The sequence below is a fragment of the Methylobacillus sp. MM3 genome (assembly GCF_001645185.1).
Lineage (GTDB): Bacteria > Pseudomonadota > Gammaproteobacteria > Burkholderiales > Methylophilaceae > MM2.
In genome coordinates, this window is sequence record NZ_LXTQ01000001.1 from 214,958 (window position 1) to 241,540 (window position 26,583).

A 26,583-nucleotide genomic window follows, 5' to 3' on the forward strand; every position below is an offset into this window, starting at 1 on the left:
GTTTTACAAGAACGCCTGAATGTCTGGGGCATTTGCTAACGCCTGTCCAGCTGATAATAGTTCAAAGTAGATGGCAGGTTTTCCCAAAAGCGCAATTGTGCTGGCCTTATCCAGTAACTCATACATGGCACCTTCATCATTGCTTTCCCTGCGAGGATCAAAGTGAGCTCCCCCTAGCTTGTTTGCGACGTACTTGATAACAATGCGTCGTGGAATTGGTATGCCTTGGACTATAACCACCGGAGTGTTGGCGAATTCGCGCAAGCCCATAAGCTTTGTGGGTACACCGGTTTGTGCTCGGCGCTGCAACTCTTCTGGCGGAACGGCATAGTTCCTGATCAGGGCTCCCGCTAGATATTCTTTGCCAAAATGAGCGCCGCCAGCGGCGGCAAACAAAATCTTATTTAACGGAATCTCAGCAATAATGCCTTCAAGGGTTGGGGATTGTATTTGCGGCTCGCGAGGCTGACCGGCATCTTTCCAAGCGCGCTGGAGATCGTTATCAACAACGAGTCGGCGAAATATGGGGCTGGCACGTCGAAGTGAATCGTCATCAACGGTCTGGTCCCAGTGCTGTCGCAGATAGATGATATCTGCTTTTACGGTTCTTACGAGCTCAGAATGACTTGTCATGATAAAGCGCCGATCCAGGCCAAGGCCTTTGGTGTTAGGGTCTCACCGATGCCTATCTTTCTGCGGAACGTCTTTGATTTCACGAAGGTATTGGCATTTCGCTGAAATAAGAGATTAGGTGGTATCGCTATTTTTTTGGCTTGTATTTGCCTTGGTCAAAATTGCTAACGTCGAATTCAAATGCCGGAGTGCCTTCCTGGTAAATATTTGCGGCAATACGTACTCTCTTTGCCTTGAGCATTTTCTCCACAAATCCGCTGTAGTTTCGAATAAAAATCGTTTCGGTACTATTGTCTGCTGCACCTATCGCAGAGTAGTTTGTAGGTTTTTCGTCGTCGAACCTTACAAGTACACTGCAATCCTCGTAGGAATGGCAAAGAATCTGCCCTTTTTCAATACTGAATAATATGTCTTTACCATGGCGCGGATGGATTCTCAACGTGAGCGTTGCGCGCTGTGCCCCTGAGTACGGAAAATCGAAATTTACGGTATTTGAGCTTGAGACTTCAGCTTGATGTATAGCGCCTTTACCCATCGCATCGTCACTTAGGTTATAGAGCCACTGTGAGCCCAGAGATTTAGGTGTGGGATCGATCGCTTGGGTAGTCGAAGCAGTTGACTGTGACGCGGTATCACCTCCTGTGATACTCGAAAAGGCTGAGATAATTATCGCCCCGAGAAAAACGACCCCGATTAGCGTACCGCACCCCATTGGTTTGGCTGCAACCCGTGCGCCGCATTTAGGACATGTTTCCGCCTTAGAACTAACTTCAGTTCCGCATTCTTTGCACTTGATGAGTGCCATTATTTTTTCCCTTCTTGATGCTCGCGATTGACTGTCTATGTTTGACATAGGTGGGCGCTTTTAGAACGCCCCACTTGGTAGTCTGGGGTAATTATCTGCATGAGTTTGTTGATTGAGTAATAACCATTTTTCTGTCTGGCTTGCTACAAGTAACAATAACGCTACCATCAACAGTGCATAATTTTGTCATGGTCATGATGTTGGTATTAACCACAGGAATTATATTTTTTGGGTTTACACCAAGTTGGCTGATTACAGTCTCTTTTCTAGCCAGACATTCCTCGAAAGACAATGAAATTGTTTGGCTAGAGGCAGCAGCAAATGTTGTAGCTGGAAATGCAACTGATGAGATTAAAAGTAAAGCTACAGATTTATTTTGCAGCATATTGTTTTCCCTAACAGTTAGTATGCGGACTAGCATGTCCACATACTAATGTCGGGGATGGCGTAAACGCAAACACACCGTCTATCAAAATGATCTAGGTCATTATCAAATAAAGGCAAAAAATGGGGACGGCATCACTGCCATCCCCGTTGTTTTTCAGGCCTTCAAGGTTTGCTTGTCAGCCTACACACGCCATTCCAGATCCGGATTTCACCCGTAGTGCAAAGCTGCTTATGCAGCTGCAATCGGCCTTGCAACAGGCTTTACCATGATCTTGCTTGCTTTCTCGGCATGCCACAGATCATATTGCACCTGGGCGCGGAGCCAGGTTTCCGGATTGCCGCCTAGCCATTGAGCAAGGCGGATTGCCATATCTGCGCTAATAGCGGCCTGGCCGTTGATCATGCGCGACAGCGTGACGCGCGACACCCCAAGCTGGTCAGCTGCATCCGTGACCGACAAGCCTAACTCAGGCAGTACATCCTCTTTCAGGATCTCGCCGGGATGAGGCGTATTGTGCATGCGAAGCATTTCAAACACTCCTTAGTGATAGTTCTGGTAATCCACAATTTCAACGTCCTAACGCTTTGTCAGGCAACAAAAAAACAAGGATTGTTCATGTGTAAAAACGTTCATGTAACGTGAACCCAAAAATTATGAACCGCATAGGTTTCTTTGGGTGGACGGCTTTGCCAGAGACAGCCAAAAATTCGAAGTACGGTTAGTTTCTGGAGAGCTGGTAATTCCAAACGGGGAGGGCTATGCAGCCGTCCTGGCTAATTTTTTGCCTGCAAGATGGCCTGGTCGCGCATCAACTGGGTAATCAGGGGTTGCTGGTCGTCGCGACAGCCCCATTGATCAAAGTACACTAAATCCTCGATTGGCAGGCGTGGCAGCCAGCCCGCAGTTTCTAGCTCCGGCTTGGCATGGAAGTGGCTGACATAGCCGACGCAAAGGTAGGCAATGGGCGTGATGCCCTTGGGGATGCCCAAGGATTCCTGTAGCGCGGGTTGGTGAAAGATGCTTACCCAGCCTACGCCAAGGCCTTCGGCACGTGCGGCGAGCCAGAGGTTCTGCACGGCGCAGACGCTGCTGTAGAGATCCATAGTCTTCATATGGGTCCGTCCCACGACCACCGGGCCCGCGCGATTGCGGTCGCATGTGATGCAGATGCCCACTGGGGATTCCACGATGCCTTCGAGTTTGAGTGTCTGGTAGGTGGCGCGCTGGTCGCCTTCGAACATTTCCGCGGCTTCGGCATGCGCTTGGGTAAACGCGGCATGCACCACGCGCTTGACCGCGTCCGACCGCACGACGAGAAAGTTCCACGGCTGCATAAAGCCAACGGAAGGCGCGTAGTGGGCCGCGGTGATGATGCGGCTCAATACCTCGTCGGGCACGGCCTTGGGTAAAAACTGACCACGCACGTCACGGCGCGAAAAGATGGTTTGGTAAATCGCCTCGCGCGCGGCGGCGGTAAAGGCGTGGATGTCCTGGCTGGCTGGGTCCATGTTCATTGCATTTCTCTTGCGTTAGTAGCGGGTTATTCTGCCTGGCCTTGCCGCATGCAGTTTTTGCAGGCAGATTTTCTGAATAGAGCCGGTCATGGCCGGCACCTTCCCATTATTTATCGATGGTTTCTTATTAATCGAGTCTCCAGATCATGTTCCATGATAATACGAAAAGCGGACATTCTAATCCTGAATTTAATGAAAAACGGGGGCAGCATCGCTGCCGCCCCCGCTTTCAATGCTTCAGATTTAGCTTGTCAGCCTATACACGCCATTCCAGATCCGGATTTTCGCCCGGGTTGTAGGGCACGCCCCAGATCTTCTGCTCGCGCTTGTACGGCTTCTGGTGTTGCGGGTCGGCGTCCTCGATTTCACGCCCGAGACGGTGGCCGTCGAAGGTGGCGTCCGCAATAATCCGCGGGGCTTCGGCGTCGCCGATGACGAAGACTTCCTTGATGCCGTTCTTTTCCCACTCGTCCTTGCGCGCTTTCAGTTCGCGGTAGAGGCCGTCTTCCGAGCGGCGCGAGGTGACCAGGATCACGGTGTCGCATTCATGCCATTCGTGCGAATCGTTTTCCTTGCGCGGCAACTGGCCCGCGCCCTTGAACTCGCGCTTGTGACCTTCGCCCCAGATGTTGAACAGCTCGACGCGGCCGTTCTCCACTTTGGAACAGCCGGTTTCGGCGAGAACCTTGATGCCGAGACCATGGATCAGGCGCTGCATGTTGGCGCCTTCCAGCGTGAATTCCATATAGGCACCCAGCGGGCCAACCGTAGCGACCGTGACTTCATGGCCGGCGCGGGCGAATTTCTCGGCCAGGCTGGGAGCCATGTAGTACGGGTCGTAGTTGATGATCATCACGCGCTTGCCGACCGCTTTTTTGCCTTCGAACACCTGTTCCGGCGTCAGCACGTGGGGCAGGCTGGCATCGGCGCCGGGGATGGGCGCATGGGTGCGGTGGTTGACACCGTTGGTGCTCCACTTGGCGCCGGTGGCGATCACCACGCGCGAGGCGCCGTAGTTCAGCACGTCGTCGGCGGTCATCGGCTTGGCGCCCAAGGCCAGCTGGCAGCTCTTGTTCTTCTTGAGCAGTTTTTCCAGCTGCGTCTGGCGGTAATCGCGGTGGAAGCTCCACTCGGCGAGGCCGGGCAGGGTGGCGACTTCGTTGACATAGCCGCCGGTCTTTTCACGGGAATCGACCAGGTGCACGGTATAGCCGCGTTCCATTAGCACGCGCGCGCATTCGGAACCGGCCGGACCAGCGCCGACGATCAGCACGTCGTTGTCGGATTTGGCGGGTTCGAATTTCTCCGGGTGCCAACCGCGTCGGTATTCTTCGCCGGCGGTGGCGTTCTGGGTGCAGATGAAGGGAACGCCGCCCATTTCCCAGCGCGAGATGCAGACGTTGCAGCCGATGCAGGTGCGAATGTCTTCCACGCGGCCTTCATCGATCTTGCGCGGCAGCCACGGGTCGGCGATGGAGGGACGGGCGGCGCCGATGATATCGACGATGCCGGCGTTGATGACCTGCAGCATTTTTTCCGGATCGTAGTAGCGGCCGACGCCGACCACCGGCTTGTTGGTGGCTTGCTTGACGTACTTGATCCAGTCGTTTTCGTGGCCGATCTGATAGAAGCGCGAAGGGCCGGCATCCTCGCCCCATTCGGCGATGTCGCCTATATTGACATCCCACAGGTCGAGGTAGGGCGAGGCCATTTCGATGAACTTGAGGCCGTCCTCGCCCAGTTCCACGCCCTTGGTGCCGTACAGCGTATCGACGGCGCAGCGCGTGACCAGTGCTACATCGTCGCCGACGGCGCGGCGGATTTTTTCCAGGGTTTCAACCCAGAAGCGCGCGCGGTTTTCGAAGCTACCGCCGTATTGGTCGGTGCGGCGGTTGTAGTAGGGGTTGAGCCATTGCATCGGGCCGTAGGCGTGCGCGCCATAGACGTTGACGAGATCGAAACCGGTGTCGCGTGCGCGCAATGCGGCATCTACATATTGCTGCTGCAGGCGATGCAGTTCGTCGATGTCCGCCTCGTGGTTGTAGGTGAAACCGGCGCAGTTGGGCACGGTGCCGAACTCGGAGTTGTACTGGCTGGGGCCGCGCGAGATGGTGCGCGATTCCAGACCCGGTGCATGCGGGCCGCCGTAAAAGAGTTCGCAACCCGCGAGCGAGCCGTGGCTGTGTACATGGTCAACCATCGCGCTCAGGTTGCGCATGTCGCCCTGATCCCAGATGCGGGCGGTGATGCGCAGCGTGTCGTCGCATTCCGGGTGGATCGAGCATTGCTCGGTATTGACGGCGCCCCAGCCGCCTTCGGCCTTGACTCCACGGTGGGCCATGTTCATGCCCGGGTGGTTGGTGCCGGCGCCGTTGCAGTGCGGCACCTGATAAAAGCGGTTGCGTATGGTTTTGGAGCCTATCTTTAGCGGAGTGAAAAGGATGTCGTACCGTGGATCTCTTGCCATTGTTGTGCCCTCCAGGTCAGAAATTTTTAAAGATGTATTCGAGGATTAACTTATCCTGTTTTAGAATGTTAGCGGCTCGGGGAGGGCTGTCCATTATTCCTAATGGTTACTACTTACGGGGTAGCTGCCGGTTATGAGTGCTATTCCGGGATTGCGATACGCTTTACACAGGCAGCGCGGACTGTGTTGGCCCTGCGTGGAATTTGCGGCGGTATTCACTCGGCGATAAGCCGATGATCTGGGTGAAAACCTTGCGGAAGGCGCCTGGATCGCTGTAGCCCACATCCCAGGCGATCCGCTCGATGGAAAGTGTGCTGAACTGCAACAGCTCGCGGGCTTTCCCGACGCGCAAGCGCTGGCAGTATTCCGTTGTCGTCATGCCCGTGGCCTTCTGGAAGCGCCTCAAGAAAGTGCGTTCCTCCAATTGCGCCTGGGCTGCCAGCGTGGATAACGCAATATCCCTGGCGCCGCTCGCCTGAAGCCAGTGCTGTACCTTGAGCACGGCCGAATCGCCATGTGTCAGCAACGGTGAAAAAACGCTGTAATGGCGTTGCTCTCGTCCTGGGGGGTCGATCAACAGCATTTGTGCCGTTTTTATCATCATCGTGGGGCCGAGAAAGCGATCAACCAGCCGCAACCCCAGATCTGTCCAGGCCATCATTCCCCCCACGGTGATGATGTCGCCATCGTCAATGATGAGCCGGTCGCTATCCAGCCGAACCTGCGGGAAGCGATTTCGAAACTGTTCGACGTAAGTCCAGTGTGTGGTGGCGGGCCGCTGCGCCAGCAGGCCGGTTTCCCCCAACAGAAAGGCGCCGGCGCATACCGACCCAATGATGACACCATGGGCATGATGCGCTTTAAGCCAGCCGGTAAACGGTTGAGCGCCCTGGGCAGTGATAGGCTTGCTCAGTGTCGGCGGCACGATGAGTGCAGCCAGGGTTCCCGATACGTTCGGCGCGCTCTCAAAGACGGGTACAGGCAACGCGCCAGGAACTTCGCAGCGCCAGTGGCTGACCAGCAAAGGGCTCTCGGTCTGTCCCAGGTGCGATGCTGCGATTTTTCCGGCCACCGCGAACAAATCGGTCAAGCCAAGCACGGCTGCCTGCTGTACGTCTGGGTAGAGCACCAAGCCAATCTGTATGAGCGGCTTTTGATTCATTTGTCGATATTACCCTTGTTTATGTCGATACCGACACTGGTTGTTTAAACTTATAAATTGAACAATGCAGGCTCAAATCAACCCATTAGAAATACGAAAGGGAAATACCATGAGCAAACGTGCCATCATCGTTGTTGATCTCCAGAACGAATACCTGCCTACCGGCAAGCTGGCCCTGGTGGGCATCGAGCAGGCTGTGGCCAACGCCGCGCGTGTCGTCGCCGACGCGCGTGCCAAGGGCGACCTGGTCGTCAATGTCCGCCATGAATTCGCCAGCCCCGATGCTCCTTTCTTCGTGCCAGGATCAGATGGTGTCCAGATCATTCCCACGGTGGCTCCCAAGGAAGGTGAGGCGGTAATCCTGAAGAACTACCCCAATTCATTTCTCAAGACAGGATTGAAAGAACTGCTTGATGAGAACGGCATCGAAGAGACCGTCATCATTGGGGCGATGAGCCATATGTGTATCGACGCAACTACCCGCGCTGCCTCGGATTTCGGCTACAAGGCGGCCGTTGTCCACGATGCCTGCGCCACGCGCGATCTTGAGTTCCGTGGACAAACCGTGCCAGCAGCGCAAGTCCACGCCGCCCTGATGTCGGCTCTTTCGTTTGCCTATGCCAGGATCGTGACGACGGACGAGTACTTGGCGAACTAGGAGGCACAGTTCTTCAGCCAGGCTCGGTGCTTGCGAGCGGAGGCTTAGCCAAAATCGAGCAGTCTGGTCGGGCGTCTTGCACAACGGCCGATCAGCGCCTGCCGCGGTCGGCCATTTTCACAGACTCGCGATTGGGCGTGTGAGCGCGATACCACCATGGTAGTACTCCTTCAAAACAGTTATTTATTGTTGGGATTGGAGGTAACTTGTTCTCGACGCAGCGCGCTTTGCTTATCCGCTTAACAGGGCCTATAAAAATGGAAGTTTCCCAATCGCGGCATGACCGCTTCGAGGCGATCGTCCATCGCATCGAAAATCTGAATTCCGACACCGTGGCCGTGAGGCTGGGCTGCGCCGATATCACGCATTATCAGGCGGGGCAGTACTTGCAGATATTCATCGATGCCCAGACCACGCGCTACTATTCGCTGGCAAGCGCACCGGGGATAGACGCCGACCTGCAATTGCACGTGCGGCGCGGTTCCGCGGGGTCTGTCAGCCGCTGGTTTCATGAAGTTCTGGCGGTAGGCGATACCGTGCACATCGGCGCGCCGCGAGGCAAGTGCGGCTATCAGCCGGGGCAGCCGGATCAGCCGCTGCTGTTGGTATGTACCGGCTCGGGCCTGGCGCCGTATTACGGAATTGCGCGCGCGGCACTGCAGCACGGCCATCGCGCGCCCATCCATCTCTACCATGGCGTGCGCTACAGTCAGAATCTCTATCTCGTCGAGCAACTGCGGGCGCTGGCGCGGCTGCACCCCAACTTTCATTATGTTCCTTGTGTGTCCGGCGAAGAGCGGATCGAAGGCTGCCACGCGGGCCGCGCACTCGATGCTGCGTTACGAGCTACGCCGCTGTCATCTGCGTGGCGTGTGTATTTCAGCGGCCATCCCGACATGGTGGAAGACGGCTGGAAGGGTGCGCTACAGGCTGGCGTTCCATCGCAGTCGATTTTCTCCGACCAGGCTCCCAGCTCCGCCATTCTGCTCTCCGCGCTCGCGGCTTGACCGTCCTCCCGATCCTGCCGCTTCGGTGCCACATTGCGGAGTCCGGTATCCGGATACCCCCTTCGTAGTAATCCGTAATAGGAATTGTGGGATCGACCTGCTGTAAACAAAATTGACCACAATGCGGTATTGGACCCTGAGCAAGATTTATGTCATACGCATAAGGGCGATTTCAGCAGCGGAAGTTGAGTGGGCCCGACAAACCAGGCGGATGCATGCTACTTTCTGGCTGACGGGCCGAGCGTTGTTCTCATTAAAGGGGATGCAAATTGAAAAACACATCGGCAGGTGTAGATGCAATCACCGCAGATTTGTATGAAGATGTGGTGTCGCAAAACGCAAGCCTCCATCGGAAAATCGATTGGAGAGGGGCTTTCTGGGTAGCAAGTGGCGTTCCGGCATTGGTGTTGTTTTCGATGGGGGCGATTTCTGCCACCGTCGGCAAACCGGCCTGGATCGTGTGGATGGTTTCGATTGCCTTTGGTTTTATTCAGGCATTCACTTACGCGGAAATCGCAGGTCTCTTTCCGCATAAATCCGGCGGCGCTTCGGTTTACGGCGCTGTGGCATGGGTGCGGTACAGCAAGTTCATCGCTCCCGTTTCCGTATGGTGTAACTGGTTTGCCTGGTCTCCGGTGCTCGCCATCGGGTCGGGGCTCGCGGCAGGTTACATGTTGAGTGCGTTGTTTGCGCCTGACGCGGTAATCAATACCTGGCAAATCACATTGCTCGATCTCGGCAACCTCAAGGACGGTCTGGTGTTGCGCATCAATGCCACCTTCATTCTGGGCGCTGCGGTATTGCTGGGCGTGTTCGCGATCCAGCACGGAGGTATTCTGCGCTCGGCCAAGACGACAACCATCCTGGGGGTGACTGCGCTGATTCCGCTGATGCTGATCGGTCTCGTGCCCATCGTCACCGGCGACGTTCCGAGTGCAAACTTCCTGCCGTTGGCACCGCTGAGCTACGACGCAGCGGGGAATGTGATCGACGGCGCGTGGGATCTCAATGGCTGGACGCTGATGGCGGGTGGCTTGTTCATCGCAGCCTGGTCGACCTACGGTTTTGAGACAGCGGTTTGCTACACCCGCGAGTTCAAGAACCCCAAGACCGACACCTTCAAGGCGATTTTCTACTCCGGTCTGCTCTGTATAGCCGTGTTCACGCTGGTGCCGATTGCCTTCCAGGGCCATCTCGGTCTCGGTCAGCTGGTGACGGATGCTGCGGGCACAGTGACTTCGCCTGCTGTTTACAACGGCATGCTGGCGCCTGAAATCTACAGCGGCATGGGTGTTGCGGGTGCGTTATCCGGCATGCTGGGCGGCGGCGCGTTCATCGCCAATGTCCTGGTGATCATGCTGGTGCTGGCATTGCTGCTGTCGATCATGACCTCGATGGCGGGTTCGTCGCGCACGCTGTACCAGGCTTCGGTCGATGGCTGGCTGCCCAAGTACCTGTCGCACGTCAACGAGCACGGCGCGCCGACCAAGGCGATGTGGACGGATCTCTGCTTCAACCTGATCCTGCTGATGATGTCCGATTACGTGTTCATCCTGGCGGCTTCCAATGTCGGTTACATCATCTTCAACTTCCTCAACCTCAACTCCGGCTGGATCCACCGCATGGACCGTCCGAAGTGGGAACGCCCATACAAGGCTCCGACGATTCTGTTGTTACTGGGCGGCATGCTGGGATACGTGAACCTGGCACTGATGGGCATGGGCGCGAACATCTGGGGTTCCGGTACGCTGATGACGGGCCTGATCTTCGCTGCCTTGATCATCCCGGTGTTCATGTACCGCCATTTCGTTCAGGACAAGGGCGTGTTCCCCAAGAGCATGCTTGAGGACATGCATCTGGCGGGCAACGAACAAGGCGTGGCAAATCGCGCCGGCATACTGCCTTACGTAGCCTTGGTGGCGGGGGTCTGCGTGGTGTACTTCACACATAGCCTGGTTTCCTGAGCTCCTCCTGTTCTGAAAGCTGCTCTCATGTAGCGATCAGGATGTAAAAGGGCGACATTAGTCGCCCTTTTTTTTGTGCGTCGCCAGGCCATTTACTACCAAGGAGGTAAGACGTTTTGGGAATTGCGGGCAGGCCTCGATGCAAACATGATGATGCCCAATGCGGCTGCCGCTGAACAAGCGGACTGGTCGTATGACGAGGAGATGTCTTTTGTACTCTTCAGGCAGCCGAAACAATGGCACACAGGCAAATCGGGCCTGGAGATAATCATCACGAAGGGGAATTGAAGTGAAGAAAAATGCAGCAAAAATGGGCGCCATCACTGCAGATGCGTCCAGCGGTGCGGTATCGAGCGATGCCTCACTGCAACGCACGATCAACTGGACCGGTGCTTTCTGGGTAGCCAGCGGTGTTCCTGCGCTGGTGCTGTTTTCGATGGGGGCCATTGCGGCCACCGTCGGCAAGCCGGCCTGGCTGGTGTGGATGATTTCCATTGGTTTCGGTTTCGTTCAGGCGTTCACCTACGCGGAAATCGCGGGTCTTTTCCCCAACAAGACAGGTGGTGCTTCCGTTTACGGTGCCGTGGCCTGGGTCAAATACAGCAAGCTGGTCGCACCGCTGTCGATCTGGTGTAACTGGGTGGCCTGGTCGCCGGTGCTTTCCATCGGCGCCGGCCTGGCGGCGGGGTATATCCTGACCGCGATGTTCGCGCCGGATGCCGCCATCAATACCTGGCAACTGACGCTGCTCGATCTGGGCGCGCTCAAGGAAGGCCTGACGCTGCGCATCAACGCGACCTTCATCATCGGCGCCGCATTGCTGATGCTCGTGTATGGGATCCAGAACGGCGGTATCCTGCGCTCGGCCAAGACCACGATGATCCTCGGCCTTTCCGGCCTGGTGCCGCTGATGCTGATCGGCCTGGTGCCGCTGGTGACGGGCGACATGCCGGTCGATAACTTCTTCCCGCTGACGCCGCTGGCGTATGACGCGGTCGGCAATGTGGTGGACGGCCAATGGACTGTCGACGGCTGGGTGTTGATGGCGGGCGGGCTCTTTATTGCCGCGTGGTCGACTTACGGCTTTGAAACCGCCGTGTGCTACACGCGCGAATTCAAGGACCCGAAGAAAGACACCTTCAAGGCAATCTTCTACTCCGGTTTGCTGTGCGTGGCGGTGTTCACCCTGGTGCCGTTGGCATTCCAGGGCCATCTCGGCCTCGGCCAGATGGTGAGCCCGGCTGTGACGGATGCCTCCGGCGCGGTCACGACGGCCGCCACCTACGACGGCATGCTGGCCCCTGACATCTACAGCGGCATGGGAGTGGCCAGCGCGCTTGCCGGGATCCTCGGCGGCGGCGCATTTATCGCCAACCTGTTGATGACCATGCTGGTGATGGCGCTGCTGCTGGCGATCATGACCACGATGTCCGGTGCCTCGCGCACGCTGTACCAGGGAGCGGAAGACGGCCTGTTGCCCAAGTTCCTGTCCCGCGTCAACGAGCACGGCGCGCCGACGAGCGCGATGTGGACCAACATGGGGGTCAACATCGTGCTGCTGATGATGTCCGACTACATCTTCCTGCTGGCCGCGGCGAACGTCAGCTACATCATCTTCAACTTCCTCAACCTCAACTCCGGCTGGATCCATCGCATGGACCGCCCGGACTGGGAGCGCCCGTACAAGGCACCGACCATTTTGATCGTGCTGGGTACGCTGCTGGCCTTCGTCAACATCACGATGATGGGGCTGGGCGCCAACATCTGGGGCGCGGGTACGCTGATGAGCGGCCTGGTCATGGCGGCAGCCGTGATTCCGATTTTCATGTGGCGGCATTACGTCACGGACAAGGGGCAGTTCCCCAAGGCCATGATGGAAGACATGCACCTGACCGCCGACGAGAAGGGCGTCTCGACACGCGCCGGCGTACTTCCGTACCTCACGCTGGCTGCGGGCGCACTGATCGTGTACGTCACCAGTTCCATGGTTTCCTGACCCGGCTGGTTGCAGTAATCGCCTGCCGCGCTCGCGGCGGGCACCGAAAATGGGCGGCTTCGCGCTGCCCGTTTTTCATTGGTTTATTCCCCCTGCAGGCATATGTGTACTACCACCTTGGAGGTAAGTCGTAAGGAGAATTGTGGGCAAGGGGAGGGGTGCCGACAATGACACCACGTCACAACTCATCTAAATCTAATGGAGGAAAAAATGGCACGCGATCCCAAGCATGACATTCTGTTTGAACCGATCCAGATCGGCCCCAAGACATTGCGCAACCGTTTCTATCAGGTTCCGCACTGCATTGGCGCCGGTTCCGACAAGCCCGGCTTCCAGGCTGCGCACCGCTCGATGAAGGCGGAAGGCGGCTGGGGTGCGATGAACACCGAATACTGCTCCATCCACCCGGAATCCGATGACACGCATCGCCTCTCCGCCCGCCTGTGGGACGATGGCGACGTGCGCAACCTGCGCGCGATGACCGACGAGATCCACAAATACGGCGCGCTGGCCGGTGTTGAACTGTGGTACGGCGGTGCGCACGCTCCGTGTATGGAATCCCGCGCCACCCCGCGCGGCGCCAGCCAGATCGCGTCCGAATTCGAAACGCTGACCTACTGCAAGGAAATGGACCAGAGCGACATCAACATGGTCCAGGGATATTACGTCGATGCCGCCAAGCGCGCACGCGACGCCGGCATGGATATCGTCTATGTGTATGGCGCGCACTCCTACCTGCCGCTGCAGTTCCTGAATCCGTACTACAACAAGCGTACCGACAAGTACGGCGGCTCGCTGGAAAATCGCGCCCGTTTCTGGCTGGAAACGCTGGAAAAAGTGCGCAACGCCGTCGGCAGCGACTGCGCCATCGCCACCCGCTTCGCCGTGGATACCGTGTATGGCCCGGGCCAGATCGAAGTTGAAGTGGACGGCATGAAGTTCATCGAGATGGCTGACCCGCTGGTCGACCTGTGGGACGTGGACGTCGGCGACATCGCCGAATGGGGCGAAGACGCCGGTCCTTCCCGCTTCTATCAGCAAGGCCACCAGGTGCCCTGGACCAAGTTCGTCAAGCAGGTTTCCAAGAAGCCGGTGCTGGGCGTGGGCCGCTACACCGATCCGGAAAAGATGACCGAGATCGTGACCAAGGGTTATGCCGACATCATCGGCGCTGCCCGTCCGTCGATTGCCGATCCTTTCCTGCCGAAGAAGGTGGAAGAGGGCCGTTATGACGAAATCCGCGTCTGTATCGGATGTAACGTCTGTATTTCCCGCTGGGAAATCGGCGGACCTCCCATGATCTGTACGCAGAATGCGACCGCAGGCGAAGAATACCGCCGCGGCTGGCACCCGGAGAAGTTCCCGAAGAACGGTTCCAAGGATTCGGTGCTGGTAGTTGGCGCCGGCCCGGCCGGTTCCGAATGCGCCCGCGTGCTGATGGAACGCGGTTACACCACCCACCTGTACGACAGCGCCGAGAAGGTCGGCGGCCATCTGAACAGCGTGATCACCCTGCCTGGTCTGGGTGAGTGGGGTTATCACCGCGACTACCGCGAAACGCAGCTCAACCGTCTGGTCAAGAAGAACAAGGATTCCGTGATCGCACTGGGCCAGAAGCGTCTTACCGCTGACGACGTACTGGAATACGGCGCCGACAAGGTGGTGATCGCCACCGGCTCTTCCTGGAACACCGACGGCACCAACTGCCTGACGCACGATCCGATTCTGGGTGCCGACGCCTCGCTGCCGGACCAGCTTACCCCCGAGCAAGTCATGGAAGGCAAGAAGAAGATCGGCAAGCGTGTGGTGATCCTCAACGCCGATACCTACTTCATGGCGCCGAGCCTGGCCGAAAAGCTGGCAACAGCAGGCCACGAAGTGACCATCGTATCCGGCGTGCATCTGGCGAACTACATGCACTTCACGCTCGAGTATCCGAACATGATGCGCCGCCTGCACGAACTGGGCGTCGAGGAAATGGGCGACCACTTCTGCTCGAAGATCGAGAAGGGCCGTCTCGAGGTGTACAACATCTGGGGCGACGGTTCCAAGCGTACCTATCGCGGCCCGGGCGTGGCACCGCGCGATGCCAACAAGACCCATCGCTGGGTCGAGTTCGACTCCCTGATCCTCGTCACCGGCCGTCATTCCGAGAATGCACTGTGGAATGAGCTGAAGGCGCGCGAAGGCGAGTGGGAAGCCAACGGCATCAAGGGTGTGTATCTGATCGGCGATGCGGAAGCGCCGCGCCTGATCGCAGATGCGACCTTCACCGGCCACCGTGTGGCACGCGAGATCGAAGAAGCCAATCCGCAATATCCGCTGCCGTACAAGCGCGAAGTTGCGGTCTGGGGCGCCCCGCACATGCCGGGTGGCACCTTCAAGATCGAGTACAAGGTCTAGGCAGTAAGTCATGAATCCCGCCGCGCATGGGCGCGGCGGGTTCAAGCAAGAGGAATTGAATAATGACACCCCAACAGATTTCAGTCGTAAAGAAAACCTGGGCACTGGCCGAACCGCTGGGCGATACCGTTACCGTGCTGTTTTACGGCCGCCTGTTCGAGCTGGACCCGTCGCTACGCAGCCTGTTCAGGAAAGACATGCAGGAGCAGGGGCGCAGCCTGCGCACCATGATAGGCATGGTCGTGGGTGGGCTTGACGACCCCGACAAGCTGGCCGGCGCGCTGGCGGCTTCCGGTCGCAGGCACGTGACATATCGCGTCGAAAACCGGCACTACGACACCGTGCGCGAAGCGCTGTTGTGGACGCTGAACCAGGCGCTGCGCGAGATTTACACCGCCGAGGTACGCGATGCATGGATCGCCACCTACAACATGATGGCGGACACCATGAAAGCGGCTGCGGCCGAAGTGGCAACCCCTGAGGTTGCCTGAAACGGGACTGACGCCATCCGGCGCAGATTGCCCCGAGAAAGAGTAGGGCGTGTTTACATTAATTTCACGCCTGCGTTGCCTCAAGAAAGCGATGGATGCAAGGCGCGGAGCGCAGCGAATGGTTGTTCCATTCGCAAGGTTCGCAACGCCGCAGACGCGCTTTCTTGAGGCAACCCTTCGGGACGGGGGCGATTTGGGCGCCCTCCTTTGTCACAAGCCGCTTGTTGTGAGCGGCATAACGGCGCGTCTTGTTTCGCGGATGGCATCCCAAATTGCCCCCGTCGCAGACGCGAAATTAATGTAAACATGCCCTAGAGGTGCAGCAATGAGCGATCCAAGAGAAATTACCCGAATCCTGTTCGAAAACTTCCAGCCTCAGGCTATTTATCTGTTCTACGCCTTTGGCTATGCGGCGATCGCCGTGTTTCTCTATGGCGTCTATACCCAGATCCGCAAATACCGGCGCGGTCAGCCGGATCCGTCTTGGGGCGGCTTATGGTCGCGTTTCGTCGATATGGCGAAGACCATGCTCACTCACCGTACGCTGAAGCGCCGCGACCGTGCGGCAGGCAGCGCCCACGGCATGATCTTCTTCGGCTTCGTGCTGCTGTTCATCGGCACCTCGACCATCACGCTGGAATACGACATTCTCAAGCCGCTGACCGGGGTGACGTTCTGGTACGGCAATTTCTACCTGTGGTTCTCGCTGGTGCTGGACCTGGCCGGCCTGGGCGTCGTCGCCGGCCTCATCTACATGATGTATCGCCGCAAGTGGCTGAAGCTGCCCAAGCTGGACTACACCCGGCCCGACCGCCAGCCCGGCGACCCGGATTTTGATCGCAGCGGCTATCGGCGCGAGGACTGGGCATTCCTGTGGTCCTTCATCCTGATCGGCATTACCGGCTTCATCCTGGAAGCCGCGCGCCTGGTCTGGCTGAGCGATCGCCCGACCGTCTGGGATTACCGCATGTGGTCGCCGGTCGGCGCCACGCTGGCCCATGCAATGCAGGGCCTCGGCCTGACTCCGGAAGGCGCAAGCGCGATGCGCGGTGCCCTGTGGTGGTTCCACGGCCTGCTGGCGCTGACGTTCATCGCATGCATCCCTTACACCAAGATCAAGCACATTTTCACGGCGTCGGCTTCGCTGATGTTCCGCGACCCGCTGGCCGGCCGTCGCTTGCCCAAGGTGCCGGAAGAGCAGGAAAGCGCTGGCTTCAAGCAGATCACCGATCTCACCTGGAAACAGTTGCTGCATCTCGATGCCTGCACCAAGTGCGGCCGCTGCCACGAGGCTTGCCCGGCCAACGCTGTCGGTGCGCCGCTGTCGCCGCGCGACGTGATCCTGTCGTTGCGCGAGTTCGCCAACAAGGCACTGAACGCCAAGGAGCTGCCCGAAGCGGCCGAACTGGACATCCACGGCAAGGGCGTCGGCCAGGTGTTCATGGAAACACTGTGGTCCTGCCGCACCTGCCTGGCCTGCGTGGAAATCTGCCCGGTCGCGGTCGAGCATGTGCCCATCATCGTCCAGATGCGCCGCAAGCTCGTTGAAGACGGCGACATGGAACCCATCCTGCAGAAGACGTTGCAGAACATCCACAAAAGCGGCAATTCGTTCGGCGAATCCAAGCGCAAACGCGCCGCCTGGACCAAGGAGCTGCCGTTCGAGATCAAGGATGCACGCAAGGAGCCGGTCGACATGGTGTGGTTCGTGGGCGATTACGCGTCCTTCGATCCGCGCAACCAGAAGGTCAGTCAGGCGTTCGCCCGCATGCTGCACAACGCAGGCATGGATTTCGGCCTGCTGTTCGAAGGCGAGATGAATGCCGGCAACGATGTGCGCCGCGTCGGTGAAGAAGGCCTGTACGAACTGCTGGCTTCCTCCAATATCGGCACGCTGCAGTCTTGCGACTTCAAGACCATCGTGACGACCGACCCGCACTCGTACAACACGATCCGCAACGAGTATCCGGATTTCGGCGGCCAGTTCGAGATCCAGCACTACACCAGCGTGGTCAAGCAGATGATCGAGGACGGCCGGCTCAAGCTCAAGAAGAAGCTCGACTACCGCGTCACCTTCCACGACCCGTGCCATCTGGGCCGCTACAACAAGGGTTTCGATGCGCCGCGCGAAGTGCTGAAGATGCTGGGCTGTGAACTGGTCGAAATGGGCCGCAACCGCGACAACTCCTTCTGCTGCGGTGCCGGTGGCGGCCGCATCTGGATTCCCGATCCGGTGGGCGTCGAAAAGCCGTCGCAGAACCGTATGAAGGAAGCAGGCGCCATTGAGGGTCTTCAGGTCTTCGTCGTGTCGTGTCCCAAGGACCTGACGATGTTCGAGGACGCGCTCAAGACCTCCGGTTTCGAAGGCAAGTTTGTCGTGCGCGAGCTGATCGAGCTGATCGATGAGTGCATCGAATATGAAGTCTGGGAAGAGGCCGGTTCTGAAGCTGCCTGATATCACGGCGCAATCCCTGGTGACGGTCGCCCTCGTATCCGGCGACCTGCATCAGGCAGCCGCGGTCTATGGCATCGCCGAGCCGGGTGCGCGGCATGAACTGGAGTCCATCCTGTTCGGCGAGCGTCGCAACGCGTTGACGCTGGCGCGGTGGGAGCATACCCCGGCAGCCGTGCTGCAGGCGCTGGCAAGGCTGAGCGATAACGCTATCCGGCACCGGCTGGAAAAAAACGCCGGAACCTCGGGGCGCACGCTGTCGCAGCTGTATCAGAGCGAGAGCAACAGCGGGCTGGTCGGTTTGATCGCGCAGCATCGGCACACGCCGGCCACGGTGCTTGAAAGTATCGCCGCTGGGTCGCAGGACGAGGCCGTGCTCAAGGTGCTGGCTACCAATCCTTCCGCCAGTGCCAAAGCCCTGCGGACACTGGCGAGCCGGCGCCCGGGCGAGTTCGACGGCGCGCTGGCATCGCACCCGTCGGCGCCAGCCGACCTGCTGGAGTCGCTGTATGCGTCGGGAAGCGATTATGTGCGGGCGGCGGTCGTTGCACACCTTAATTGCCGCAAGCGGGTGTTGGCGCAGGCGGCGATAGGCGGCGACCCTCTGGTGCTGCGCCATCTTGCAAGCAATCCGCGCGCGCCGGCGGAGATATTGGCCAGGCTGGCAAGAAACCCTGACGCATCGGTCAGGCGAGCGGTTGCGGCCAACCCGACTCTGGACAAGGGCAGGCTGGCAGCACTGGCCGATGATGAATCGGAAATGGTTCGCCGAGCCGTGGCAGGGCGGGATGACCTGCCTCCCGCCATATTGGCCAGGCTGGCCAAGGACGCGGATCACTGGGTAAGGCAGCGCATCGCGCGGCAGCCGGGGACGCCGCTGGAGTTGTTGAATGCGCTGGCGAATGAAGATAACGCGGAAGTCCGCCGCGCCGTGGCGCGCAACCCGAAATGCCCGGCATCGCTGCTTGAAAAGCTGGCATGCGACACCCATGCGTGGGTGCGGGCGGCGGTGGCCTATCAGCCGAAGGCATCGCCCGGATTGATGAAGATTCTGTCGGTGGATAAATCCGTCGACGTGCTGAGCGGCGTGGCTGCGAATCCGCATAGTCCGCAAATGCTGATACGGCGGCTCACGCAATCTGCGGAGGCGGATGTGCGGCGCGGGGTCATTTTGAACCCAAGCGCTTCGCGCCAGACCTTGCGCCTGCTGCTACAGGATCCGTACTACCTGCACAGGGTGCTGCTGGCCGGCCACCCGGCGTTGCAGGATGAGGATAAATGGCCGTTGCACGATGACCCCGACCCTACGGTCAGGTTCGCAACGATGCGATGGTTTGCCGGAAAAGTCCCTGCAAAACGCAGGGCTTGATTATCGATAGAAGTTAGGAGAAGAGCATCATGAAAATACTGGTAGCAGTAAAGCAGGTAGCAGCGCTCGACGAGGATTTCGAGTTCCGCGACGACGAACTCGACGTGGACGAGGATTTCCTGTTGTACGACCTCAACGAGTGGGATGACTTTTCGCTCGAAGAGGCGATGCGCATCAAGGAAGCATCGGAGGGCGAAGTCGAAGTGGTCGTGGTATCGGTTGGCCCGGACCGCGTAGACGAAAGCCTGCGCAAGTGCCTGGCCAAGGGTGCTGACCGCGCAATCCGCGTGTGGGACGATGCCATGGAAGGTTCCGACTCGATCACGGTGGGACGCATTCTGGCTGCCGTGGCCAAGAAGGAAGCCCCGGACATGATTTTTGCCGGCGTGCAGTCGTCCGATCAGGCGAATGCCTCCACCGGCATCTCGACCGCTGCGCATCTCGATTGGCCGCACGCCGCCGTGGTGGCTGGCCTGGAATACAGCCCGGGCGCCAGCAAGGCCGTGGTCCGCCGCGAACTCGAAGGCGGCACCTTGCAGGAAGTGGAAGTCGCAACGCCGTCCGTGCTCACCATCCAGCTCGGCATCAACAAGCCGCGCTATGCATCCTTGCGCGGCATCAAGCAGGCCGCCGCCAAGCCGATCGAGGAAATGTCGCTGGGCGACATCGGCCTCACGCCCGCCGACGTGGGCGCGGACGTCGCACTCTCGCGCGTGCGCCGCATGTACGTGCCGCCCAAGGGCCGCGCGGCGATGATCGAGGGTACGGTCGCCGAGCAGGCCGCCAAGATCATTGCAATCATCAAGGAATACAAAGGGGAATGAACATGAAAACGATATTGGTTATCGCGGAACATCGCCGCAACGAACTCCGCCCGGTCTCTCTTGAAGTGATCGCCGCCGCGCAAAGCCTGCGCCAGTCCGCCGACGACAAGGTTCTCGTCGCCGTCATCGGCAGCGATGTGCAGGGCTTTGTGCCGGCATTGTCGGTCAAGGGTGTGGATGAAGTCGTCACGGTCAAGACGGCCAGCGCCGAATTCGATCCGGACATTTTCGAAGCTGCCGTCGCTTCGCTGATCGCTGCGAGAAATCCGGCCGTGGTACTGATGCCGCACTCGGTCGACTCGCTGGGCTTTGCCGCAACACTGGCGCGCAAGGGCAATTTCGGTTTCGCCACCGACGTGTTCAAGCTGGAATACGATGGCGCGGACCTCGTTGCCACGCGCGGCGGCTACAACCAGAAGGTCAACGTGGAAGTGGATTTCCCGGGTAAGGACTGCATCGTACTGGCCGTGCGCGGCAGCGTGTTCAAGGCGGTGGAAGAAACCGGCGCGCCCGCGGTTTCCGCCGTGGACATGACAGCCCAGGCTTCGCGCAGCAAGAACCTGCAGTTCGTCGAACAGGGCGGTGCGGACGACGTGGACATCACCGGCGTGGAATTCATCGTCTCCATCGGCCGCGGTATCGGCGAGGAAACCAACGTCGAGCAGTTCCGCGAACTGGCCGACATGACCGGCGCGACGCTGTGCTGCTCGCGCCCGATCGCGGACGCAGGCTGGCTGCCCAAATCACGCCAGGTCGGCCAATCCGGCAAGGTCGTCGGCGCCTGCAAGCTGTATCTCGCGATGGGTATTTCCGGCTCGATCCAGCACATGGCCGGCATGAAGCACGTGCCGACCATCGTGGCGGTCAATACCGATCCGGGCGCATCCATCTTCACCATCGCCAAGTACGGCGTCGTCGGCGATATCTTCGAGATCGAAGAAGAGCTGCGTAGCCAGATGGCCTGACGGCCAGCGGTGTCACCAGGGAGGTGACCCGGTGCGCAGCAGGGCGAGGGATGTCCTGCTGCGCTGCCTGGGCGCCGAAATGGAATGTTATTCCCAGGAATGCTATGACTCATATCATCAAGCCGAATCTCGAGGGCCGCGCGCTGCGGATCGGGATAGTGCAATCGCGTTTCAATCCGGAAGTCTGCGCAGGTTTGCTCAGCGCCTGCCTGGCGGAGCTGGATCGGCGAGGCGTATCGGAAAACGATATCACGCTGGCGACCGTTCCCGGAGCGCTTGAGATTCCCGTGGTGCTGGGCGCCATGGCTACGAGCCGGAAATACGACGGGCTGATTGCGCTGGGCGCGATCATACGCGGCGAGACTTATCACTTTGAAGTGGTATCCAACGAGTCCGCACGCGGCATCGGCCAGATATCGGTGCTGTATGACCTGCCGGTTGCCAATGCTGTCCTGACCACGGAAAACGATGCGCAGGCGGTGGCCAGAATGTATGTGAAAGGCGCAGAAGCCGCGCAAGTGGTCATTGAAATGATCCATTTGCTGAACGACCCCAATTTATAAAAAACAAGGGTAAAAATGATGGCCTGGAAACTGGTAAGCATGTCCCATGTGAAGTCGCTCGCGGGTGCAGTCGAGTCTCTCAAGAATGGCCAATCCCATACTGCACTGCAGCATCTGCCCAAGTGGATGGCGGATGCCTTGAGTACGCCATTGCAGGCCGTGGAAACCGCCATGCGCGAATTGCGCGACCGCCACCGGGAAGATCAGGCGGCAATCGAATCGCAACTGCACGTGCTCAGGCAAAAAAATGAAGAGCTGATCCTCACTACGGACAAGATGCAGGAATCTCTGGGCGATTCGGAGGAATTGCTGAGTGCGGCCAGGACCGAGTCGGAAATGCTGCGTTCGCAGCTCGAAGTCGTTCAGGCCGAGCTGGAGGATTACACCCTGGCCAAATCGGTGCTGACCGAAGGTTTCTGGGTGTTGCACATGGTGGGCGGCGATCCGGACCACCCGCAAAGCACCATCTGCTGGTCGCAGCAATTCCGCGAACTCTTGGGCTACCAGCGCGAGGAAGGCTTCCCCGACGGCTGGCAAAGCTGGACCAATGCGATACACCCGGAAGACATGGCGGCTACCTTGAAGGCGTTTTCCCGGCATATCGAAGACCGCACCGGAGGCACTCCTTACGTTGCCGAATACCGATTGAAAAACGCGCGCGGCGAATACGTCTGGTATCGCGAGCGCGCTGCGACAACGCGCAACGAGAACGGCACGCCCATCAAGTCTGCCGGAGCGATACGCGACATCAGCGACGAGCGGGCGGCGCGCGATTTGCACTCCATCGAAATGCAGCGCGCCGAAGCAAGCATGCGCGAGATCCTCTCCGTGGCGGATGTCATTTCCGAGATCACGCAGCAAACCAACCTGCTCGCATTGAATGCCGCGATCGAAGCGGCGAGGGCGGGCGAGGCCGGGCGCGGTTTTGCCGTGGTGGCCGACGAGGTGCGCAAGCTCGTAGACCGTACCGCGCTGGCCAACGATCAGATCCGCGACATGGCAAAACGCAGTTCCTGACGCATGCCCCGGCACAGGCCGTGCCGGGGCTTTCGACGCTACCTCTTAAGTAGTACCCCTTGAAGAGAATTTCAGGCGGTTCCCGGTTTGGCTATTGTTGCTCCAACAACAGCCACAATGGAGCAACAGAAATGCCGAGAAATTCCATTCTAAACGACCGTCATGTCGAGCTCGGTTCCAAGCTTGACGGCGACACCTGGAATGACATGCCTATTCCCTGGAGCTATCGCACCTGTCCGCATGACGAGGTCGTGGCTGTTCGAAGCCGGGCGGGGCTTTACGATGTAACTGCGCTGAACATTATCAACGTCAGCGGACCGGATGCGGAGAGCGTGCTCGACCGCCTGGTGGCGATCGATGTCACCGGCATCAAGCCAGGCACCTCGCGGCTCGCGGCTGAGCTGGATGAAAATGGCGCAATCTGCGACGACATCATGATCATCCGCGACAGCAAGACCGAGTTCCGCGTATCGCACGGCAGCGGCAAGACGCCGCAGCAGCTGGCAATGCTGGCCAAGGGCAAGGATGTCAAGATCGAGTCCGACCAGGATGTGCATATCCTTTCCCTGCAAGGCCCTAAATCGCTCGATATCCTGGCTCCGCACCTCGGCTTCAAACTGGCCGACCTTCCATACTTCAAGCATGAAAAAACCACCTTGTTCGGCTGCGACGTGTACGTGGCTCGCGGCGGCTATTCCGGCGAGCGCGGCTACGAAGTCTATTGCGCCGCCAAGGATGCCGTGCATCTGTGGGACAGCATCCTCGAAGCCGGCAAACCGTTCGGCGTCATTCCCGCTTCATGGAATTCGCTGGAGCTAACCCGCATGGAAGCCGGATTGCTGTTCTTCCCGTTTGAAATGCCGGAAGGCGATACCACCCCGTGGGAAGTCAACATGGGCTGGGGCGTCGATCTCGACAAGAAGGGCGATTACATCGGCAAGGACGCCGTACTGAAACTGCGCGGCCGCGAGCGTGTGAAACACACCGGCCTCGTTTGCGACAGCGCCGAAGCGCCCGCTTCCGGGGCCAAGATACTCAAGGACGGCAAGGAAATCGGCATCGTCACCAGCGGCAGCTTCAGCCGCAATCTGATGCTGTCGATCGGGATGGTGCATGTGAAGCCCGAGTTCTCGCAGGCGGGTACGCAAGTGGATGTGGTGAGCAACGGCAAGACCGTCAAGGGCCGCATCGCGCGTACGCCATTTTACGACCCGATGCGCCTGCGGACGCATCCGGAAGGCGCCAAGTAGGCTGCCACGATTCAAGTAACAGGGCGACAGGATCAGAAAGATTATGGAACGTGGTTACAGGATAAGAAGCAAGCCTAATTACGAAACGCTGATGTGGCGGGAAAAGGCATCGGCGCAGGTGGTGGTGGCGAAAGGAGCCGGTGGCTTGGCGGTGTTGCAGCTGTTTCAGCAAATGTACCCCACACAGCCGGTCACTGTGTTTTATGTACGAGGCAACGGGTCCGATACGGATCATTCGGCGACCCTGGCCAGGGTCGTCGGCGACGCGATCAAGCTGTTCGACAGCGAGACGGATGCACTCTATGCGTTTTACCGCAGCCTTCCGGACTTCCGCATGGGCACACGTTTCTACGTGTCGGGCACGGAAAGCTTCATGTGGTCTTTATGCAAGCTGGCAAAGCTGTTCGACATTCAGGAAAGCGAAATCATGATGGAGCTTTCCAACAGTCTGGCCAGGCCGGTGTACTGCGTGCATTGCAAGGGAACCACGCCGGATGTGACGACCAACATCGCGACCTGCAGCAAGTGTTCCAGAAAACTCTTCGTCCGGGATCATTTTTCCAGGCACCTGGGGGCCTACATGGGCCTGATGGTCGATGCCGAGAACCCGGGTGAAGTCCCCGAAATCGAGGAGATTTACCCATGAGCACGCTCAATGTCCGGGTGGCCGCCATCGAGCAGGTGACCCCCCTAGTCAAGCATTTCACGCTGATGCGGGAAGACGGCCAGCATTTTCCGACCTTTTCCGGTGGCAGCCACGTCGTGGTGGCGATGGACATCAACGGCCGCACGCACCGCAATGCCTACTCGCTGATGGGCTCGCCTGACGATACCGAGGCTTATCATATTTCGGTGCGGCGGCAGGAGCATTCGCGCGGCGGTTCCGTGTTCATGCACGACAACGTCGTCGAAGGTTCGCAGCTGCAGATCACGATGCCGGTCAACCTGTTCTCGCTGTCCAAAATGGGCCGCAAACATATCCTGATCGCTGGCGGCATCGGCATTACGCCCTTCATGTCGCAATTGCACGATATACAGCGCAACGGCTACAACTACGAACTGCACTACGCGTTCCGCTCGCTCGAGCATGGCGCGTTCAGCGATCAACTCAAGGCGCGCTGCGGCAACCATGCACATATCTACGTCGACCGGCTGGGGCAGAAACTGGATCTTCGCGAATTGCTGGGTTCGCAGCCGCTGGGAACGCACGTGTATGTCTGCGGGCCGTCCTCGATGGTGACGGCGGTGCTGGAAACCGCACGCGAGCTGGGCTGGCCGGAAAACCACATCCACAGCGAACAGTTCACCGCGCCGCCGATGGGTGATGCCTTCACGGTACAGCTGGCCAAATCCAAGACCGAGATCACAGTACCGAACGACATCACGCTGCTCGAGGCGCTGGAAACGGCCGGGGTCAATCCCGACTCGCTGTGCCGTGGCGGCGCCTGCGGCCGCTGCGAGCTCGACGTGCTGGAGCTGGATGGCGAAATCTTCCACCACGACCATTACCTGAGCGATGCCGAAAAAGCCTCGAACAGGAAAATCATGCCCTGCGTCTCCCGCGCGCGCTGCACGCATATGTTATTGGATATCTAAAGGAACCATCATGGGCTGCCTAGCATTCAAGAAAGAAACCTTCCGCGACGACTACACCTATCGCAATTCGCCGGAAGCGATCCACCGTTTCCCTTTTCCATTCCCGGAAGACAAGTACATGTACTCGGTCAACATCGAGCCGCATGTCAGCATCAAGCCCGGTTCGGTGTTCGAGTTTCCGTTCGACATCGACGAGCACTATGTCGCCGAGTGCCAGGACAAGGCGATCACGCTGGCCAAGGATCCGGGCCGCTATGCTGTGCTGCCGCACATGATGGACGCGCAGTGGGACGTGCTGGAGCTGATCATGGAATCCCTGTCGCGGGATTACCCCGACCAGTTCAAGCTGACTAAGGACGGCAACCGCTGGACCTGGCACAACCTGCCGCTGGGCATCCAGGATACCTTCACCTTCGGCGACCGCTCCACGATGGCGATGGACCCATTCGAATATATCGGCCGCCAGACCCAGGGCGACTTCGTGTTGCTGGACCAGCGCGAAGGCACGCTGTTCGCGGACGCCGGCTGCATCACCAGCCAGGCGGACTGGTCGCTGGCGTTCGATGTTGGCATGTCCTGGCACCAATGGCACGCACCGGTACCGCGCGCGACGGAAATCGGCGTGATGGATCGCGCGCTCAAGTTCATGATGAACCTGCAGTTGGGTAGCCCGGTCCGTCGCCTGAACTGGACCATGACCATCAACCCGCGACTGGACACCTCGCCGGAAAATTATCCGCAATGGGGGACCGACCGCAATACCGTCACCCCGGAAAACGCCGGCGACAAGATACATCTGCGGGTCGAGTTACAGACGCTGTTCCGGCTGCCGCGCAGCAACGGCATCGTCTTCAGCATCCGTTGCTACCTGATCAGCCTGAACGAATTGGCCACCTATCCGCGCTGGGCAAAGCGCTTTCACCGGATATTGCGCGAGCTGCATCCCGACCTGATCGAATACAAGGGACTGACAAAATTCCATCAAATCGCGGTCGACTGGCTGGCACGCTTTGACGACGGTGCGGCGCTGGAGATCGGGACGCAACCGGAATAGCCGCG

Annotated in this window: 23 protein-coding genes; 16 read left to right on the plus strand and 7 right to left on the minus strand. The window is 58.8% G+C overall.

Annotation, left to right across the window (positions count from 1 at the left end; translation table 11 throughout):
* Positions 1 to 3: 3 nt before the first annotated feature.
* The 7 genes from A7976_RS01025 to A7976_RS01050 form a co-directional block, all read right to left on the minus strand.
* The gene (locus tag A7976_RS01025) at positions 4 to 633 is read right to left on the minus strand and encodes a hypothetical protein (RefSeq protein ID WP_067105901.1); all 630 of its coding nucleotides are present in this window, start codon (positions 631 to 633) and stop codon (positions 4 to 6) included.
* A gap of 127 nt (positions 634 to 760) precedes the next feature.
* Entirely contained in the window at positions 761 to 1,438 is a 678-nt protein-coding gene (locus A7976_RS01030) for a zinc ribbon domain-containing protein (protein ID WP_131800979.1), read from the minus strand.
* 91 nt (positions 1,439 to 1,529) lie between these two features.
* A complete protein-coding gene (locus A7976_RS15035; protein ID WP_131800980.1) occupies positions 1,530 to 1,823 on the minus strand; it encodes a hypothetical protein in 294 nt (97 codons plus the stop codon).
* Between the two features lie 231 nt (positions 1,824 to 2,054).
* On the minus strand, positions 2,055 to 2,354 hold the full coding sequence (locus A7976_RS01035; protein ID WP_067105904.1) for a HigA family addiction module antitoxin: 300 nt from the start codon (positions 2,352 to 2,354) through the stop codon (positions 2,055 to 2,057).
* 245 nt (positions 2,355 to 2,599) lie between these two features.
* Positions 2,600 to 3,340 (minus strand): 5,6-dimethylbenzimidazole synthase, encoded by a 741-nt coding sequence (gene bluB, locus A7976_RS01040; RefSeq protein WP_067105906.1) that lies wholly within the window; start codon positions 3,338 to 3,340, stop codon positions 2,600 to 2,602.
* A gap of 256 nt (positions 3,341 to 3,596) precedes the next feature.
* The gene (locus tag A7976_RS01045; RefSeq protein WP_067105908.1) at positions 3,597 to 5,807 is read right to left on the minus strand and encodes an FAD-dependent oxidoreductase; all 2,211 of its coding nucleotides are present in this window, start codon (positions 5,805 to 5,807) and stop codon (positions 3,597 to 3,599) included.
* A 163-nt stretch (positions 5,808 to 5,970) separates the two neighbouring features.
* Complete coding sequence (locus tag A7976_RS01050; protein WP_067105911.1) at positions 5,971 to 6,969, minus strand: GlxA family transcriptional regulator; 999 nt, start codon at positions 6,967 to 6,969, stop codon at positions 5,971 to 5,973.
* A 109-nt stretch (positions 6,970 to 7,078) separates the two neighbouring features.
* Between A7976_RS01050 and A7976_RS01055 the strand changes: the two genes are divergently transcribed.
* From A7976_RS01055 to A7976_RS01140, 16 genes are all read left to right on the plus strand, one after another.
* Positions 7,079 to 7,627, plus strand: coding sequence for a cysteine hydrolase family protein (locus A7976_RS01055; RefSeq protein WP_067105914.1), 549 nt, complete (start codon positions 7,079 to 7,081; stop codon positions 7,625 to 7,627).
* Positions 7,628 to 7,884: 257 nt separating this feature from the next.
* Positions 7,885 to 8,634, plus strand: a complete 750-nt coding sequence (locus A7976_RS01060) for an FAD-binding oxidoreductase (protein WP_067105916.1) — start codon at positions 7,885 to 7,887, stop codon at positions 8,632 to 8,634.
* A gap of 269 nt (positions 8,635 to 8,903) precedes the next feature.
* A complete protein-coding gene (locus A7976_RS01065) occupies positions 8,904 to 10,598 on the plus strand; it encodes an APC family permease (RefSeq protein ID WP_067105918.1) in 1,695 nt (564 codons plus the stop codon).
* A 310-nt stretch (positions 10,599 to 10,908) separates the two neighbouring features.
* The gene (locus tag A7976_RS01075) at positions 10,909 to 12,594 is read left to right on the plus strand and encodes an APC family permease (protein ID WP_067107218.1); all 1,686 of its coding nucleotides are present in this window, start codon (positions 10,909 to 10,911) and stop codon (positions 12,592 to 12,594) included.
* Between the two features lie 210 nt (positions 12,595 to 12,804).
* Positions 12,805 to 14,997: an FAD-dependent oxidoreductase gene (locus A7976_RS01080; protein ID WP_067105922.1), complete on the plus strand. Its 2,193-nt coding sequence runs from the start codon at positions 12,805 to 12,807 to the stop codon at positions 14,995 to 14,997.
* A 62-nt stretch (positions 14,998 to 15,059) separates the two neighbouring features.
* Positions 15,060 to 15,488, plus strand: coding sequence for a globin domain-containing protein (locus tag A7976_RS01085; RefSeq protein ID WP_067105924.1), 429 nt, complete (start codon positions 15,060 to 15,062; stop codon positions 15,486 to 15,488).
* A gap of 325 nt (positions 15,489 to 15,813) precedes the next feature.
* Entirely contained in the window at positions 15,814 to 17,943 is a 2,130-nt protein-coding gene (locus A7976_RS01095) for a heterodisulfide reductase-related iron-sulfur binding cluster (RefSeq protein ID WP_067105928.1), read from the plus strand.
* A 19-nt stretch (positions 17,944 to 17,962) separates the two neighbouring features.
* Positions 17,963 to 19,309: a DUF2336 domain-containing protein gene (locus A7976_RS01100; protein ID WP_240483758.1), complete on the plus strand. Its 1,347-nt coding sequence runs from the start codon at positions 17,963 to 17,965 to the stop codon at positions 19,307 to 19,309.
* Between the two features lie 29 nt (positions 19,310 to 19,338).
* A complete protein-coding gene (locus A7976_RS01105; RefSeq protein WP_067105933.1) occupies positions 19,339 to 20,133 on the plus strand; it encodes an electron transfer flavoprotein subunit beta/FixA family protein in 795 nt (264 codons plus the stop codon).
* A gap of 2 nt (positions 20,134 to 20,135) precedes the next feature.
* A complete protein-coding gene (locus tag A7976_RS01110; protein WP_067107220.1) occupies positions 20,136 to 21,098 on the plus strand; it encodes an electron transfer flavoprotein subunit alpha/FixB family protein in 963 nt (320 codons plus the stop codon).
* 104 nt (positions 21,099 to 21,202) lie between these two features.
* Positions 21,203 to 21,661 (plus strand): 6,7-dimethyl-8-ribityllumazine synthase, encoded by a 459-nt coding sequence (gene ribH, locus A7976_RS01115; RefSeq protein WP_067105935.1) that lies wholly within the window; start codon positions 21,203 to 21,205, stop codon positions 21,659 to 21,661.
* Positions 21,662 to 21,676: 15 nt separating this feature from the next.
* A complete protein-coding gene (locus tag A7976_RS15460) occupies positions 21,677 to 22,678 on the plus strand; it encodes a methyl-accepting chemotaxis protein (protein ID WP_082877909.1) in 1,002 nt (333 codons plus the stop codon).
* Between the two features lie 131 nt (positions 22,679 to 22,809).
* Positions 22,810 to 23,928 (plus strand): aminomethyltransferase family protein, encoded by a 1,119-nt coding sequence (locus A7976_RS01125; RefSeq protein ID WP_067105939.1) that lies wholly within the window; start codon positions 22,810 to 22,812, stop codon positions 23,926 to 23,928.
* 43 nt (positions 23,929 to 23,971) lie between these two features.
* A complete protein-coding gene (locus tag A7976_RS01130; protein WP_067105941.1) occupies positions 23,972 to 24,574 on the plus strand; it encodes a dimethylamine monooxygenase subunit DmmA family protein in 603 nt (200 codons plus the stop codon).
* The gene (locus A7976_RS01135) at positions 24,571 to 25,524 is read left to right on the plus strand and encodes a PDR/VanB family oxidoreductase (RefSeq protein ID WP_067105943.1); all 954 of its coding nucleotides are present in this window, start codon (positions 24,571 to 24,573) and stop codon (positions 25,522 to 25,524) included. The genes A7976_RS01130 and A7976_RS01135 overlap by 4 nt, the downstream gene beginning before the upstream one ends.
* Before the next feature lie 10 nt (positions 25,525 to 25,534).
* Positions 25,535 to 26,578 carry a DUF3445 domain-containing protein gene (locus A7976_RS01140; RefSeq protein ID WP_067105945.1) on the plus strand — a complete coding sequence of 348 codons (1,044 nt, stop codon included), beginning with the start codon at positions 25,535 to 25,537 and terminating at the stop codon, positions 26,576 to 26,578.
* Positions 26,579 to 26,583 lie beyond the last annotated feature (5 nt).